The following is a 16,166-nucleotide window of genomic DNA, read 5'->3' on the forward strand; positions in this document are numbered from 1 at the left end:
TTATTCTGTCTTAGTATTCTCTTCTCCTACGTCACGTTTGACGTCTTTTGCAAATTGTTTCATCGCTTCTTCGGGTGTTAAATTGTCTGTTGTTACAGCTTCAACCGCACTCTGAATATTGGAAGAAACTGCAGGATAGTTATCATAAGATGGTCGATAACTCGTAAATTCAAGGAAGCTTGTCATTTTATCCTGGTATGTCAATTGATTGTATTCATCCATTTCCGCAATATCTTTACGTGGCGTTAATTGAGAACCATACCTTAGATTTTCTTTACTTGTCGCCATTTTTATAAATTCCATGGCAAGGTCTTTGTTGTCCGATTTGGCTGGGATTGAAAGGGTCCAACCACCAGACACAGTCGTATGACCTGGATCTTGTCCATCGGCTGTTGGCATTGGAGCAAGGTCAATAGATTCACTCCATTCAGGCCATGGCGCATTACCGTTTTCTTGCCAGTTTCCTGGTACCCAGTTACCATCAAGCGCAATACCTACTTCGCCAGCAGGCATTAATTCTGTTGAAACTTTGGCACCTCCCTGACCTGTAATGCCCCAACTTAAACTTGCACCAAGATCATTCGAATATATTTGATCAATAAACTCAAGCGACTTTAAAAATCCATCACTTTTTACAATCCATTTTTCCTTTTCTTCATCGTATAATTTACTGTCAGTCCCATTTAAGAGAACTAGGAATGTTTGCATCGTAGTACCTTCACCCATTGCTTTTCCGGAATTCAGCCAAAAAGGCACTTCGACCTGATTTTTTATTTTTTCAGCAGCATCAAGAACCTCTTCCCATGTTGCAGGCTGCCATGGTACGTCAATTCCAGCTTCTTCGAATACTTTTTTGTTGTACCAAAGTCCTCTAACATCGGTCGAAATTGGTACACCATAAATTTCTCCGCCTTTTCCTGTAACACCGTCTTTTACAGGCTCAAAAAATTGATCCCAATCAGACCACGCATTTACTTTATCTGTGATTGGCTCCAAATATCCTGCTGCAGAATCTGGCTTGATTTGGTAGGAATCCTCCATTACAATATCAGGTGCTGTTTTTTCTGATTTCATCATCAGAATTTTCTTGTTTGGATAGTCCCCTTCATTACTCTGAATTTCAGTAATATCTACGGTGACATCTTCATGCTCACTTTCAAATTGTTTCTTAACGTCTTTCATCCAAGAAGCAAAAGAATCATCAGGTGCTTTATATACGAGTTCTAACGTCTTTCCGTCTCCTTTTGCATCGTTATCATCCCCACCACACCCAGTAAATGCTACAGCCACTACAGCTAAAACTAATAAAGTAAGTATGCGTTTGCTCCAATAACTCATATTTATCTTCCCCTTTCAAATGTGTATCAAGATCGTTAACACGAGTCGCGTAATTGCGTATTGAAGCAACCACCCCCTTATTGTAGTTAGTGGACACTTGTTGATAGGACAACCCTATCGACCTTTAAAAAAAATGCGCCCTCTGGATAATCAAACAATCTTTGTTGTATGACAGCTGCCGCTCCAACTAAATTAGATTGCTTATGAAATTTCGATTGCGCAAATGTGATTCTCTCTGAAAAAGGTGAAAATGTACGTTGCTTAGCTACGTGTTCTGCAATTTTGATCATTTCTGGATATAGCACGGTTACTGATCCACCAAATATAACTTGATCAGGCGCAAATAAATTAATCGCATTGGCCACACCCAATCCGAGATATCTACCTGCCTCATCTAATATATGTTTAGCCAGCTGATCACCTTGTTTAGCGTGATTAATAATAAGATCTATTGTTAACGCTTTCTCGTTACGTACAAAAGCTTCTTCAAGTGTCGTTGGGTACCCGCGGCGTATTTCTTCTTTTACACGTCTCTGGATCGCAATACCGGAACTGAGCGCTTCCAAGCAACCAAAATTACCACAATTACAACGTGGGCCATCAATGTCTATTGCCATATGCCCAATTTCACCTGCACCATTTCCAAACCCTCGGTGTACACGGGCATTTATAATGAGTCCCCCACCAAGACCAACGTCGTTAAAAATATAAAGGATATCCTCATCCGTAGTGACATGTCCAAACCATTGTTCTGCCAAAGCAGAGGCATTGGCATCTTTCTCGAGGACGGTTGTTAATCCATATCTATCTTCTAGCAGATATTTAATATCAATGTTGCTAACACCTTCCATGTTTGGCGGTGTCAACATCCGCCCATCTCGAGCATCAATCGGCCCTGGGGCAGAGACGCCTATACCTGCTATCTTCACGGAATCATTCGTTCTTCGCTCTAGCAGTTGGTCAATTACCGTGTAAACTCTTTCAATTAAAGGAGCACCTTGAGTATCAACTGTTGTCTCCTCAATTACCCGAGCTTTTAAATCAATTTCTGCTGCCGAAATGTGTTCAACGCCGATATCTACCGCAATAACGTGGATGCTATTCCAGTTCATATCATATAACACAGGGGGTCTGCCACCTTCTGATTCACCATACCCCACTTCTTTAATTACGTTTAATTTGACCAGATCAGCTACAATGTTACTAACAGCAGCAAATGTGAGCGACAAATAATTTGCAAGCGCAATTTTAGTAATTGGACCTTGTTCACGAATCTGTTTTAAAATATAAGAACGATTAAGTTGTCGGACACCTTCCCCTTGAAGGTTTTTAACTTTCGACATTGACTTACCTCCACTCATTTTTAAATTAATTATAATAAACCATTGAATAAACCGTTTACACAAAGGGATAATACATGTATTAAGTGTTAATAACCGCTATTTATGATGTTCTTATTAAACTATTTTTAATAAGTGTTTAAAAAAAGTATAACATGCTCTATTATATTCGTAAACATTTTCAACCAAGTTTATAAACTTTAATCCATATATTTAGATATTGAAGTTAAACATATTATTTTAGATGAAATAATCCCAAGCAGAAAAACCTTTACTCAAATATGGCAAAGGTTTTTCGCTTTCAACAAAGTGCTTAACGCTTATGGGAAGCGTGGGAACTGTTTGAAATCAGGTGTTCTTTTTTCTTTAAAGGCATCGCGTCCTTCTTTTGCCTCATCTGTCGTATAGTAAAGCAATGTTGCATCGCCCCCCATTTGCTGGAGACCTGCTAAACCGTCCGTTGCTGCATTGAATGAAGCCTTCATGAAGCGTAGCGCTGTTGGTGATTTTTGTAGAATTTCCTCACACCATTGTAGCGTCTCAGCTTCAAGCTGATCGAGTGGAACCACTTTATTTACCATGCCCATCTCATATGCTTCGTCAGCATTGTACTGGCGGCATAAGTACCAGATTTCGCGAGCACGCTTCTGCCCGACCATTTCAGCTAAAAGACCAGCGCCGTAGCCTGCATCAAAGCTACCAACTTTAGGGCCTGTCTGTCCGAAAATTGCATTGTCAGCTGCGATCGTTAAGTCACATACGATATGTAGGACGTGCCCACCACCAATTGCATAACCAGATACTTCGGCAATGACTGGCTTTGGTATCGTTCGAATGAGTCGCTGTAAGTCAAGCACATTTAATCTTGGCACTTGATCTTCACCGACATAACCACCATGACCTCTAACAGACTGGTCGCCACCTGAACAAAATGCCTTGTCGCCAGCACCAGCTAATACAATGACACCAATTGATGAGTCGTCTCGTGCATCCGCAAATGCATCAATCATTTCATTAACAGTTAGTGGTGTAAACGCGTTTCGCTTTTCAGGACGATTAATCGTCACTTTTGCCACACCGTTATATTTTTGATAAATAATTTCCTTATAGTCGCGCACTTTTTCCCAGTTTACAGTCATAATTTACCTCCTAGTATAAAAACAGTTTATATATTGTTTTGCTTGATGAAATTATATACCATTTTACCAAAGATATGGGGAACTTCCACATGAATTGCATGTCCGACATCGTCAATCATCTCGAAATGGGAATTTGGCAAGTGCTCCACCATTGTTTGATTGATTTGAATAAACTTGTGATCGAGGGAACCGACCAAAAGTAAAACAGGACAAGTGACAGTAGATAGTTCTTGCCACAATGACGTCTGCGCACCTGTTCCCATCCCACGTAGAGAATGAGCAAGACCTATCTCCGTTTGCGATAACCGTTCCTCTCGAAGCGCAGTTTGAACCGATGAGATCAGTCTTTTTTGTGAAGCGAATAACGGAATGCCTTCCCAAAAGTCGACAAATGACTCAATACCTTCCGTTTCAATTCGTGTGGCCAGCTGTTCATCACGTTCTATACGATCCAACCTTTCGGCCTGATGCTCAAGACCTGGTGATGCACTTTCCAATATAAGTGTTTCAATCATATCCGGATAAGCAACCGCATAAGACAGCGCTGTTCGCCCCCCCATTGAATAGCCGACAAGGTGAATCCTATCGAGCTGCAAATGTCGAAATAAACGATTTAAGTCCGTACAACATGCCGCCATCGTTTTCGGACCAGTGTTTGTCTTTCCATGACCCGGTAAATCGATCAAAACAACGTTATAACCGGATTGAACATAAGGTAGAATATGAGTCCATGTTTTTGTAGTGCCAGTAAATCCATGCAACATGACGATTGTAGGTCCTTTATCACCATGTATGTCATACCAATATGCATCCTGTCCAATTTTAAAATACATGTCTACTCACCACGATCATGTCTTGATGTCATCTGCAATATCCTGCCAAAGCTGTTTGTGCATCTGTGCATTATCTGCTCGATTTGTCTGTACTTCGACGATTGTTACACCCTTTTGCTCATAACTATTTTTCAAGCTTTTGAGCAGATCAGCTTGATTGTCAACAAGGTCATAATTCAACTCATACAATGCTGCCGTATGTTTAAAATCTATATGAAGAGGTGTACCAAACAACGCCTCAAAATGTTTCGGTTCATTCGCTTGTGGCAAAAATGAAAATATACCACCACCGTTGTTGTTGATGACGAGTACCGTCATATTTAGCGGATAATGTTTCGCTGCAAGCAATCCATTCATATCATGGTAAAATGACAAATCTCCTAAAAGCAACGTAACATGCTGACCTGATGCAGCCGCCCCAAGTCCGCTTGAGAGCATGCCGTCAATGCCGTTTGCTCCTCTGTTTGCAAGAATATTGAGTTGTTTTGTATTGTTAATTAAAAATGTATCTAAATCCCTTACAGCCATACTGTTACCAACATAGACGGTTTCGTTTTCTGGCACCGCTTCAACCAACACGTTAACAGCATCACCTTCTGTTAACGTCTCTGAAGCCTTGCCAATATGCGTAGAAGCCGTTTGTTGCATGTCCTGCCATTGTTGCAGCCAATCTGGTTCAGCGTTTTGACCGCTCGCTTTTTGTTTAAGTGTTTCACAGAGTAACACTGGATCCGCATAAATAAATTGACTTGGTAGTCCAACGGGCTCTCTGTGGCCTTGGGCTTTTTCAACAACAAAATGAGCCGCTTCCGTTAATTCCTGAATGTAAAATAAATACGACTTTGAAACTGGCATTGCTCCAAATCGGACAATTACGTCTGCTTGAAGTCTCTCACGAATCTCTCGGTCTTTTAGAAAAGCATCGTACGTATCAATTATTACCGGACTTTGTTCACCAGTTGTACGCAGCTGTGATAAAGGGTCAGCAAGGATTGGCCAACCCCATTCAGATGCCAATCCAATGATGGCATTTGCCAGCTTTTGATCTGGCTGTGGCCCACAAACGAACAGCCCTTTCTTACCAGATGCCCATAAATTGATGAGCGCATGAATATCAGCTTCCGATAAAACATTTTGTCCATCAAAAGCAAAACGTTGATTATCATGCTTTGGAGCAGAAGTCCATTTATCTTGTAAGGCAACATCAGGCATAAGCGGTTCTCTGAACGGAAAATTCAAATGAACGATACCAGCGGTTCCTTCTTGGGACATGTGCACCGCTCTTACAGCTTTATTCCTGACATAGTTGAGCATGCTCGGGGTTGCTTCTGGTAATGCCATGTCATGGAACCATTTGGCATAGTCACCATACATTTTTATTTGTTCAATTGCTTGAGGCGCGCCGACATCACGTAGCTCATGGGGCCGATCAGCTGTAAGGACAATGAGCGGCACTCTACTATAATGTGCTTCAACAATTGCTGGATAATAATTAGCAGCCGCAGTTCCTGATGTACAAATAAGCGCAACAGGACGCTTTGTCTGTTTAGCTAAACCTAGCGCAAAAAACGCTGCCGAACGTTCATCAACAATCACCCATTCTTTAATCGTAGGATGCTCAGCAAACAATACAGCAAGTGGTGTAGACCTTGATCCAGGCGATATAACAGCATCTGTTACACCACTTTGTGCCAGCCCTTCTATGAAATGTCCGACATATTTTGTTAAGTGTTCTGTATGTGTCATCGGTTTTAGCCTCCAAGTACATGTAGCATAGGCTTTAATTTAATGTTTGTTTCCTCATATTCTATTTCTGGATCAGAATCTGCCACAATACCACAGCCAGCAAACAAGGACGCCTCATCTCCTTGAATCAATCCTGAACGGATCGCAACAGCAAATTCACCATTACCATAGCAATCTAACCATCCAACCGGCGCCCCGTACCAGCCGCGATCAAGCTGTTCATAGTCTCGAATAAAAGCTAAGGATACATCACGTGGCACCCCACCAAGCGCTGGTGTAGGATGCAACGCTTCTACTAATTCGAATAAGTCATGCCCCGAAGCGATAGTTGCAGACACAGGTGTATACAGATGCTGTAGGTTTTTAAGCTGATGCACGTGTGGCACATCTGGTATGTCAACCTGCTCACAATACTGCTCCAAAGATTCACGAATCATTTGCACAACAAAATCATGCTCCGCTCTGTTCTTCTCGTCGTTTAACAGACGATCAGCTAACACCATATCTTCTTTATCTGTTTCTCCTCGCGGGGCAGTTCCAGCAAGGCACATCGAAAACACTTGCCCAGCATTTACTTTAACCAATTGTTCCGGCGTAGCACCTATAAAACAATCGTCGCCATAATGAAAGGCAAAGATATAACTGCTCGGCTGTGTCTCTATAAGCTGTTCGAGCACAGCAGCGTGATCGACATCATTCGCAAATTTTAAACGAACTTCACGTGCCAGAACGATCTTTTCAGTATATCCACTCTTAATATTCTCTGTTGCTTGTCGAACTGTATTCTTCCAAGCTTCAGGTGCGATTTCTCTATAGTCCGTCATTTCCACAAGGTCATCTTGCGGAAAAGGATCATTAAGTAATGCCACTTGCATGCTTTCAATATCGGCTACCATCTGTTGAATGTTATCATCTTCGCCAACAGCGAGCGTCGTTGTTAAATAAACCGTATCATTATGGTTAACGAGTACAAAGGTAGGGACAATAAATTTTTTGGTGTCAAATTCAGACCAAAGATCACTTGACGGCTTTTGTGCATCAAATGTCATCCCTCCTAGAACCATGAGTCCAGTTCCCTCGATGGCGTCATATGGATTATGAACGATGGCATGCTGTTGTAGGCTTTGCCACTCATGCTGCACGCTACTAGATTTATTCGAATCTTCTACTAAAACATGAGCTTCTCCAGCACCTACAATTGTTGAATGGCGATCTGGTGTCATCCAGAACGCGCGCGACAACGCATGACGCCCAGCATTTCGGAATACATATAATGGCACAGCTGCACTCAACTGCTCTGTCATACTAACCAAATGCTTTTGTTTCGTCACCTTTGCTTGGTCAAAGCCTTTATTTAGTAAATATTGAAGATCAATTTTTTTCGTATCTATCATGAATGTTTCCTCCATTATGAGTCAATCATGCCCATACCCTATTCTATGCTTTCTTGATTGGTTTCTCAAGGATTGAACGTTTTAATGTTACAACCTATGCAAAATGTGTTTTACCATTGACACCCTATGAACTATTCCATAAACTTGATATGATATGAACGACAGGGGGAACTAAAATCAATGAGTAATACAGATATACGCGAAGCTTTAAATGAAAAAAGCGGCTTTCAAGTTTGGTGGCGGTTATTACGGCCACATACATTAACAGCCTCTTTTGTGCCCGTGTTTATTGGCACCATGATGGCTTATTATGTAACAGGCTCTATTAATACGCTTTTATTTATGGCAATGCTGCTTGCATCTATGCTAATCCAATCAGCAACGAACATGTTTAATGAGTATTATGATTATGTTAGAGGACTGGACACAGACCAATCTGTTGGTATTGGTGGCACAATTGTCCGTGATGGCATAGCGCCTAAAACCGTACTCCATCTCGCACTCACTTTTTTTGGCATTGCTATATTACTTGGTCTTTATATTTGTATTCAAACGAGCTGGTGGATCGCACTTATAGGAGCCGTTAGTATGCTTATAGGCTACTTATACACGGGTGGACCTATCCCCATTGCATATACACCATTCGGAGAAGTGTTCGCCGGTTTTCTAATGGGAACGGTCATTATTGGCATTAGCTATTTTATACAAACCGCTACAGTTACATCTGATGTTATATGGATTTCTGTTCCAATAGCGATTTTCATTGGCGCAATTCTACTTGCTAATAACATTAGAGACTTAGACGGCGACCAAGAAAATGGGCGTAAGACCGTTGCTATTCTTGTCGGCCGCAAAAAAGCGATTCAATTACTTGCATTTATGTTTATGACCGCTTATGGTCTAACTATTTTATACGTCATTCTCAATATGCTTCCAATCCTATCACTAATTGTCTTATTATCGGTAAAAAAAGCATTTAACGTCATTAAAAAGTTTCAAGGAAAAACGAACCCATTGGAAATGATGCCCGCAATGGTTGCAACAGGGCAAACAAACTCCTTATTTGGTCTATTGCTCGGACTAAGTCTTCTCATTAATGCAGTTATAAATTAAGGAAGGGATGTTGATTGGATGAGTCTTGACAATACGTTGATGAAGTCATTAGGGATTGAGGTCGTTTCATTAGATCGTAATTTAGTTGAATTGACGATGCCAGTTGATGATCGTACAAAACAACCAGCAGGGTATCTTCATGGCGGTGCAAGTGTAGCACTCGCAGAAACCGCTGCGAGTGTAGGAGCATCCTTGCACGTAGATCTTGCGGACTATCTCGTATTCGGCATAGAAATTAATGCCAATCATATCAAAAGCAAACGAGAAGGAATCGTTACAGCTAAAGCCGTGCCCGTCCACACTGGAAAGACGACTCAAGTGTGGGAGATTAAAATTACTGATGAAGACGAACAACTCATCTGTATATCCCGCTGTACCATAGGCGTCGTCCCCAAGAAAAACAAATCATAGTAGGAAAATATTCACATTATAACGTCCCGGCGTGAGCACAGTTAATGAAAATGGACTCCCAATTATAAAAGGAGTCCATTTTTATATTAACAAAGATTTATGCTGCAAAATTAGAACGTTCTTGTTCAATCCATTTATGCATTTTATTAAATAACGGTATAAATAACACACCGACAATAATGCCTTTAATAACGTTGAACGGCAACACACCGATAACGACGATTTGTCTAACGACTTCCACCGATTTATATTCTTCAATTCCCATAATAATGGCATAGAGCGGTAATAAAACGAAGTAATTAATAACACTCATACCAATTGCCATAACGATTGTACCGACCACTAAGCCCGATACAATACTTTTCACATTTTTGTATTTGTGATACAACAGCGATACTGGAAGGACAAACATAATACCTGCTACGAAATTCGCAGCAACCCCTACCGGCTCACCAAATCCAAATAACAAATATAGCGCGTTTTTAATTGCTATTACAATAACACCAGCGATCGGTGAAAAAATAAAAGATGCAATTAAAGCTGGAACCTCACTAAAATCAACCTTTAAAAACGGCGGCAAAAATGGTAACGGGAAATTCAAAAACAATAATGCTAGAGAAATTGTCCCCATTAGTGCCAAAATAATCATTTTCAACAACTTCGATGACTGCATATGACGCATCATCAATCTCCTCCTCCATCTGGTTATCGATTCTTATCTTGATGAAGGATCAGTCCTCGTCCTGCGCATATTTTCCCCATAATAAAACCCTAAAGCTTAAAAGGGCTTTAGGGTATAGGTATACACAGGAACACAGAGGTCCAAAAAATGGCACCACTGTTAAACTTGGTATCTTCTCCCATCCAGACTTTAACTGTCGGTTCCGGACTTGCACCGGATCAACCACTAGGCGTATGCCAAGCGGGTCACGGACTCGAGCTGTTTAAACAGCCCTTACCGTCGGTCGGGAATTGCACCCTGCCCCGAAGATAGAATCGATATTTGATTTTTCATGTCTTATTATACATGGCAACACTTATTTTGAAAAGAGGTTTGCTTATATTTTAGTATGAGGTTAGACTTTATTTTTTCTTATCCTTACAAAAAAATCCCGCACCTCTTTTGAACGGTACGGGATCTATTTCATATTCAATTTAGTCATCTAGTGGATTAAGGCTTTCTTCTCCTGTCAAATGACTAATCATCTCAACGAGCAACATAATTTCTTCTTCAATATCTTTTAAGCTTGCCGTTTCCACAGGTGAATGCATGTAACGCAGTGGCAAGGACACTAGTGATACTGGCACACCTTGACCAGTCAAACGCATTCGGTCTGCATCTGTACCCGTCATGCTCGGAGTAAGCTCATACTGCAGCTTCATATTGAGCTTTCTTGCTGTCCGTTCTAATAATTGATTGATTTTCCGATTAATTGGTGCTCCCTTTGCTAATACTGGACCACCATCTAACTTAACATCACCATACTTGTTTTTATTAACACCTGGATAATCTGTCGCAAAGGTCACGTCACACGCAATGGCCATTGTTGGATTAATGCCAGCTGCCGCGAAATAGGCACCGCCCATATTTGTTTCTTCGTTAACAGTACTTGCCGCATACACCCCTACATTTAAGTCTTTTTCCGAGAGACGGCGAAGAACTTCTGCAACAATAAAGGCGCCTGTTCGATTGTCCAATCCCCTGCCAGAAACGTAGTGATCCTGCAATAATTCTGGCTCTGTTTTATAAACAGCCATATCACCAATTTGGATGTGCTTCTCTGCTTCGTCTTTTGATTTATATCCACAATCAATAAATAAATCGTCTAAACCGAAATCATTTTTTAAACCGCCATGATGTTGCGCATTAACACCTATTACACCAGTTACTGCGCCTGCAATGCTCAGTACCGTTACTTTCATACCGACAGCCGCTTTCGGGTTAATGCCGCCAACCTTATCAAAATGCAAAAATCCATCCTCATCAATTCGGTTAATGACCAAAGCAATTTCATCACAATGGCCGGCTAATAATACTTTAAACGGTGCATCAGGGTTGAGGATTCCAATCGCATTACCTGCATGATCTGTCCGAATGTCATCTGCAAAGTTTTTGACATGCGCAATCCATTTTTTTTGAATCGCCATCTCTTGTCCCGATGGTGATGGCGTATTCAGCATATCTAACAAAAAAGCATGTTCTTCTTTTTCAAAACCCATTAAACCATCTCCCATTTCATCATCTACGAAAATACTATACTATATTCATCATAAAAAGTCTTTACAGAGCACTTTTATTTACGAAAGGACCAATAACCCTTACACTCTGTATAAAACGTATTTATGCTTTTAAAGACTTGCGGTGCTTCGTCAAAGGAAATCCACACGTATGGTGTTGTCAAGATTAAATTTAACATAAGAAAATGATATCACTAAAAACCTAACGCACTTATCTAGGAATATCTCAGAGTGCCAAAGTGATTGACAAATGATGCTGCAAGGTCATCCATTTATAAAAAAGACGCACATTTTGAGTTACCTGTAACGGAAGGCGGCGACTCCTGCGGGAACAGCACGCGTCCGAAGACCCCGCAGAGGTTAAAAGGATGGAAGGTTAAAATCGCGACGACAATCGCCACACCTTCATGACCAACTTCCTGTTGGCCTGAGGCTGAGGCCGTGCCCGCGGAAAGCGTCCGCCTGCAGTGAAAGGTAACGGCGTTATAACTTGTTGCATACTTATTTAGGTTCAGAATGAATAGGCTTAAAATCAATGCCTATATATACTATACGAGGAGGAATGAATATGAATTTAAATCACTGGTTTGCAAATGGGATCNTTCCTGTTGGCCTGAGGCTGAGGCCGTGCCCGCGGAAAGCGTCCGCCTGCAGTGAAAGGTAACGGCGTTATAACTTGTTGCATACTTATTTAGGTTCAGAATGAATAGGCTTAAAATCAATGCCTATATATACTATACGAGGAGGAATGAATATGAATTTAAATCACTGGTTTGCAAATGGGATCACACCTGAAGCGTATATCGCATCGATGAAAGAGAACAAAGACGAGACTTTACACATATACAACCAATTCACATGTCCTTCTGAAGCGGACACCATTCAGAAACTCCAATCTGCAAAACTACGGGTGATCATTTTAACAGAAGATTGGTGTGGAGATGCGATGCTGAATGTGCCCGTATTACTCCGTTTAGCAGAGCTTACCGATATGCCTGTTAGCATCTTACACCGAGACGAAAATTTAGAGTTAATGGATCAGTATTTAACGAATGGCACAGCTCGGTCTATTCCAATCTTTATTTTCATCGATGAAGATGGAAATGAAGTCGCCAAATGGGGACCAAGAGCACAAGAAGTACAGCGCTTTGCTGATGCATCAGTAGCAGAGCTCCCACCTCAAGAAGCAGATGATTTTCAAGAAAAAAGACTAGAAATGTTCCAAAATCTCATGGCTACTTATCGTAATAATGAGCAATTCCGCATACACGTCTACAATAGCATTCTAGAATGTTTAAAAAATCGTATATAACATATTCTTTTCACCGGTCTTGAACGTACATTTAAGACCGGTGATTTTTCATCGTATATTCCGCAGGGTCCTTTGCCGATACTAATAAAAAATACACACTAAAGGTGACACGATGACGATTTCTTCCCTGAAGCAGGTTTACTTTAAAATCCCAAAAATCATTCGGCTATTATGCGCCGTGCTTGTCCTACTGACGATATTCGGTGCGTGTATCCACTACATAGAACCAAATCAATTCAAAACAATTTTTGATGGCGTATGGTGGGCGTTTGTAACAGGAGCTACTGTCGGTTATGGTGATTTTGTCCCTTTGAGTACGACTGGTCGCTTACTTGGCATTGCCATTATTCTTAGTGGAGGCGGATTACTTGCTTATTATGTTTCCACATTATCTGCAACAGCAATTGACAGACAAACGAATAAAACCCATGGTCACATATCCTTCAGAGGGACAGGACACATTGTATTTATCGGTTGGAATGAACGAACTAGGCAATTAATTGATATGATTACGGTCAAAAATCCCCCTTTTAAAATCGTACTGATTGATCAAACTCTAATGGAACGGCCCAAAAATTACCCGCACATCCATTTTATTCAAGGTAATCCTACGATGGATACGACTTTAGAAAAAGCACACATATCTGCTGCGAGACGCGTCCTCGTTACAGCCAACACGTCCGAAAGCGAATCACACGCTGACAATATGACGATTTTAACAACATTAGCAGTCCGAGGGAATCATAGAGACGTTCCAATTGTTGTCGAAATTTTAACGGATAATCATATTGAAAATGCGACACGTGCAGGTGCCAATACGATTATTAGACCAAACGACTTTTTAAGTACTTTGCTATACCATGAGCTCATCCATACGCCGAAAACGACACCTTTCGAAAACATTTTACAGCTTTTGAATCACCAACATTTTGAGCAGATCTCCCTATCCGATCCAGAACAGTATTCCGACTTTCGTGAAGCCGCTAAAGCTTACCTAAATCAAGATCGTATTTTATTCGGTGTCATTAGGGACAATCAGTGGATCATCCACCCAAAGCATTCTTTTGCATTTAAACAGCATGATATCTTGCTTCTATTGACACATTGGCCAAAACCAAATCAACCGATTTATTAGTTTAATTCCGCTTGTTATTTTTTGTATATCACCCGATTTGTTGTGTATTTTGCACCTTTATGGTACAATGTGTAATTGTGCAAAAGGAATCGAACTTATATGGGAGTTGTTACAGCATGTCAGAACAATTTGAAGTAGGTCAAATCATGACTGGTAAGGTTGCCGGCATCCAAGCATACGGTGCTTTCGTAGCGTTAAATGAAGATATTCAAGGTCTTGTTCATATATCCGAAATTACGCACGGCTTTGTCAAAGATATTAATGAACATTTATCAATCGGTGACGAGGTTCAAGTCAAAATCTTAAGCGTTGATGAAGCGAATAAAAAAGTATCATTATCTATACGGGCAACAGAAGAACCACCAAAGAAACAAAAGGCACAACCAAAAAAGGTCCAACATGTCGAGCCTGAAGTTAGCACATCTGGTTTCAACACTTTAAAAGACAAACTTGAAGAGTGGATTGAACAATCTTCAGACCGCAAAAGTACATTTAGTAAATAAAACGATTATTAGCTGTCTACAATTAGTCACATTGTAGACAGCTTTTTTTATTGTACAAATTGCCTTCCTTGCTTTCACCATCTACTTCCGCTAAAGTAAAATTGTGTCTTATGATATCGATTTATATTTCCTTTAGGAGGTTGACTATGACTCACATTACATTTACACATAGCACGGCACAACCTTTTTTTAGCGAAGACGAACTCAAAAACATGGCCCCCTTCGTTAACACAGCTCATAACATGATTCATCAAAAGACAGGGCAAGGTCAAGACTTTCTTGGCTGGGTCGAGCTTCCTGCAAAATACGACCGTAAAGAATTTGCGCGCATTGAAGCGTGTGCCGAAAAAATAAGAACTGACTCTGATGTTCTGCTTGTTATCGGCATTGGTGGATCATACTTAGGTGCCCGCGCCGCAATTGATATGCTTGGCCACTCGTTCCACAATCTTTTAGCAGCTGAGCAACGCCAAGCACCACAAATTATCTTCGTCGGCCATCATATGAGCGCGACCTACATGAAAGACGTTTTTGATATCATTAAAGATAAAGATGTTTCAATTAACGTCATCTCTAAAAGTGGAACAACAACTGAACCAGCGATTGCTTTCCGGATTTTCAAAAAATATCTTGAAGATAAATATGGTAAAGAAGAAGCAGCTAAACGCATTTACGCCACAACTGACAAAGAAAAAGGAGCACTAAAGTCTGTTGCTGATGCTGAGAACTATGAAACATTTATCATCCCTGACGACGTTGGCGGTCGATACTCAGTGTTAACGCCTGTAGGTCTACTTCCAATTGCAGCAGCAGGTATTTCTATTAAAGAGATGATGAATGGTGCAAAAGAGGCTATGAATGACCTCGATGAACCAGCATTAGAATTAAACCCAGCTTATCAATATGCCGCTATGAGACAAATATTGTACAGCAAAGGAAAAACGATAGAAATGCTCGTCAACTATGAGCCGCATCTACAGTATTTTGCCGAATGGTGGAAACAATTATTCGGAGAGAGTGAAGGCAAGGATCATAAGGGTATTTTCCCAGCATCCGCTAATCTCTCGACTGACCTCCATTCAATGGGACAATATATACAAGAAGGACGTCGTGACTTATTTGAAACAGTTCTTCGGGTGAAAACGTCACGTCATGATTTAACACTTGAAGCAACTGACACGGATACAGATGGACTAAATTATCTCGCTGGAAGTCTCATTCACGATATTAATGACAAAGCATTTCAAGGAACACTGCTCGCCCATACAGACGGTGGCGTTCCAAACTTAACTGTAGATATTCCCGCACTTGATGCTTATTCATTTGGTTATCTCGTCTACTTTTTCGAAAAAGCGTGTGCAATGAGTGGCTATCTCCTTGGTGTTAACCCATTTGATCAGCCAGGGGTTGAAGCATACAAGCGTAACATGTTTGCCTTGCTTGGAAAGCCAGGCTATGAAGACGAAAAAGCAGCCTTGGAAAAAAGATTATAATAATCGACTTTTTCCATGTTTATATTTACAAAGCAGGGGTAATACTACTAACGTAAGACTTTCTCGTATTCCCCCTGTAGACAAAGCGTTTAAACGCTTTGTCTTTTTTTGTCTAATTACCCCGATGCGTATGGCGAATTGAAGCACAGTTCGTTATAATATACATAATTT

The 16,166-nt window shown here is 40.8% G+C and carries 14 protein-coding genes and 1 riboswitch; of the genes, 6 read left to right on the forward strand and 8 right to left on the reverse strand.

Features of this window, described 5'->3' with window-relative positions; genetic code table 11:
* From HPC67_RS14215 to HPC67_RS14240, 6 genes are all read right to left on the reverse strand, one after another.
* Positions 1-1,338, reverse strand: a complete 1,338-nt coding sequence (locus HPC67_RS14215) for an extracellular solute-binding protein (RefSeq protein ID WP_246570145.1) — start codon at positions 1,336-1,338, stop codon at positions 1-3.
* An 86-nt stretch (positions 1,339-1,424) separates the two neighbouring features.
* Positions 1,425-2,681, reverse strand: a complete 1,257-nt coding sequence (locus HPC67_RS14220) for an ROK family protein (RefSeq protein WP_217589117.1) — start codon at positions 2,679-2,681, stop codon at positions 1,425-1,427.
* 317 nt (positions 2,682-2,998) lie between these two features.
* Positions 2,999-3,817, reverse strand: a complete 819-nt coding sequence (gene menB / locus HPC67_RS14225; RefSeq protein ID WP_217589119.1) for a 1,4-dihydroxy-2-naphthoyl-CoA synthase — start codon at positions 3,815-3,817, stop codon at positions 2,999-3,001.
* A 26-nt stretch (positions 3,818-3,843) separates the two neighbouring features.
* Entirely contained in the window at positions 3,844-4,650 is an 807-nt protein-coding gene (menH, locus tag HPC67_RS14230) for a 2-succinyl-6-hydroxy-2,4-cyclohexadiene-1-carboxylate synthase (RefSeq protein WP_217589121.1), read from the reverse strand.
* A 15-nt stretch (positions 4,651-4,665) separates the two neighbouring features.
* The gene (gene menD / locus HPC67_RS14235) at positions 4,666-6,396 is read right to left on the reverse strand and encodes a 2-succinyl-5-enolpyruvyl-6-hydroxy-3-cyclohexene-1-carboxylic-acid synthase (RefSeq protein WP_217589123.1); all 1,731 of its coding nucleotides are present in this window, start codon (positions 6,394-6,396) and stop codon (positions 4,666-4,668) included.
* A gap of 5 nt (positions 6,397-6,401) precedes the next feature.
* Complete coding sequence (locus HPC67_RS14240) at positions 6,402-7,790, reverse strand: isochorismate synthase (protein WP_217589126.1); 1,389 nt, start codon at positions 7,788-7,790, stop codon at positions 6,402-6,404.
* A gap of 180 nt (positions 7,791-7,970) precedes the next feature.
* On the opposite strand from HPC67_RS14240, the gene HPC67_RS14245 reads away from it, so the two are divergent.
* Positions 7,971-8,903 (forward strand): 1,4-dihydroxy-2-naphthoate polyprenyltransferase, encoded by a 933-nt coding sequence (locus tag HPC67_RS14245; RefSeq protein WP_217589128.1) that lies wholly within the window; start codon positions 7,971-7,973, stop codon positions 8,901-8,903.
* 18 nt (positions 8,904-8,921) lie between these two features.
* On the forward strand, positions 8,922-9,314 hold the full coding sequence (locus HPC67_RS14250) for a PaaI family thioesterase (protein WP_217589137.1): 393 nt from the start codon (positions 8,922-8,924) through the stop codon (positions 9,312-9,314).
* A gap of 97 nt (positions 9,315-9,411) precedes the next feature.
* Here the strand turns inward: HPC67_RS14250 and HPC67_RS14255 are convergent, their stop codons facing one another.
* Together HPC67_RS14255 and HPC67_RS14260 are read right to left on the reverse strand one after the other, a co-directional pair.
* A complete protein-coding gene (locus tag HPC67_RS14255) occupies positions 9,412-9,999 on the reverse strand; it encodes an ECF transporter S component (protein WP_246570146.1) in 588 nt (195 codons plus the stop codon).
* A 163-nt stretch (positions 10,000-10,162) separates the two neighbouring features.
* A riboswitch (FMN riboswitch) is annotated at positions 10,163-10,310 on the reverse strand.
* Positions 10,311-10,469: 159 nt separating this feature from the next.
* A complete protein-coding gene (locus tag HPC67_RS14260; protein ID WP_217589144.1) occupies positions 10,470-11,534 on the reverse strand; it encodes a M20/M25/M40 family metallo-hydrolase in 1,065 nt (354 codons plus the stop codon).
* A gap of 772 nt (positions 11,535-12,306) precedes the next feature.
* Between HPC67_RS14260 and HPC67_RS14265 the strand changes: the two genes are divergently transcribed.
* The 4 genes from HPC67_RS14265 to HPC67_RS14280 all read left to right on the forward strand — a co-directional run bounded on the left by HPC67_RS14265 (position 12,307) and on the right by HPC67_RS14280 (position 15,995).
* Complete coding sequence (locus tag HPC67_RS14265) at positions 12,307-12,864, forward strand: thioredoxin family protein (RefSeq protein WP_217589146.1); 558 nt, start codon at positions 12,307-12,309, stop codon at positions 12,862-12,864.
* A gap of 112 nt (positions 12,865-12,976) precedes the next feature.
* Positions 12,977-13,999, forward strand: a complete 1,023-nt coding sequence (locus tag HPC67_RS14270) for a potassium channel family protein (protein ID WP_217589158.1) — start codon at positions 12,977-12,979, stop codon at positions 13,997-13,999.
* Between the two features lie 116 nt (positions 14,000-14,115).
* On the forward strand, positions 14,116-14,502 hold the full coding sequence (gene yugI, locus HPC67_RS14275; protein WP_217589160.1) for a S1 domain-containing post-transcriptional regulator GSP13: 387 nt from the start codon (positions 14,116-14,118) through the stop codon (positions 14,500-14,502).
* Positions 14,503-14,648: 146 nt separating this feature from the next.
* Complete coding sequence (locus HPC67_RS14280) at positions 14,649-15,995, forward strand: glucose-6-phosphate isomerase (RefSeq protein WP_217589162.1); 1,347 nt, start codon at positions 14,649-14,651, stop codon at positions 15,993-15,995.
* Positions 15,996-16,166: the final 171 nt, after the last annotated feature.

Source organism: Lentibacillus saliphilus (assembly GCF_019093865.1).
GTDB classification, from domain to species: Bacteria; Bacillota; Bacilli; order Bacillales; family Amphibacillaceae; genus Lentibacillus_B; species Lentibacillus_B saliphilus.

Bases quoted from the DNA above. Each gene is read 5' to 3' on its own strand.
- HPC67_RS14215 (WP_246570145.1), bottom strand. From the start codon at position 1,338: ATGAGTTATTGGAGCAAACGCATACTTACTTTATTAGTTTTAGCTGTA.
- HPC67_RS14220 (WP_217589117.1), bottom strand. From the start codon at position 2,681: ATGTCGAAAGTTAAAAACCTTCAAGGGGAAGGTGTCCGACAACTTAAT.
- menB (WP_217589119.1), bottom strand. From the start codon at position 3,817: ATGACTGTAAACTGGGAAAAAGTGCGCGACTATAAGGAAATTATTTAT.
- menH (WP_217589121.1), bottom strand. From the start codon at position 4,650: ATGTATTTTAAAATTGGACAGGATGCATATTGGTATGACATACATGGT.
- menD (WP_217589123.1), bottom strand. From the start codon at position 6,396: ATGACACATACAGAACACTTAACAAAATATGTCGGACATTTCATAGAA.
- HPC67_RS14240 (WP_217589126.1), bottom strand. From the start codon at position 7,790: ATGATAGATACGAAAAAAATTGATCTTCAATATTTACTAAATAAAGGC.
- HPC67_RS14245 (WP_217589128.1), top strand. From the start codon at position 7,971: ATGAGTAATACAGATATACGCGAAGCTTTAAATGAAAAAAGCGGCTTT.
- HPC67_RS14250 (WP_217589137.1), top strand. From the start codon at position 8,922: ATGAGTCTTGACAATACGTTGATGAAGTCATTAGGGATTGAGGTCGTT.
- HPC67_RS14255 (WP_246570146.1), bottom strand. From the start codon at position 9,999: ATGATGCGTCATATGCAGTCATCGAAGTTGTTGAAAATGATTATTTTG.
- HPC67_RS14260 (WP_217589144.1), bottom strand. From the start codon at position 11,534: ATGGGTTTTGAAAAAGAAGAACATGCTTTTTTGTTAGATATGCTGAAT.
- HPC67_RS14265 (WP_217589146.1), top strand. From the start codon at position 12,307: ATGAATTTAAATCACTGGTTTGCAAATGGGATCACACCTGAAGCGTAT.
- HPC67_RS14270 (WP_217589158.1), top strand. From the start codon at position 12,977: ATGACGATTTCTTCCCTGAAGCAGGTTTACTTTAAAATCCCAAAAATC.
- yugI (WP_217589160.1), top strand. From the start codon at position 14,116: ATGTCAGAACAATTTGAAGTAGGTCAAATCATGACTGGTAAGGTTGCC.
- HPC67_RS14280 (WP_217589162.1), top strand. From the start codon at position 14,649: ATGACTCACATTACATTTACACATAGCACGGCACAACCTTTTTTTAGC.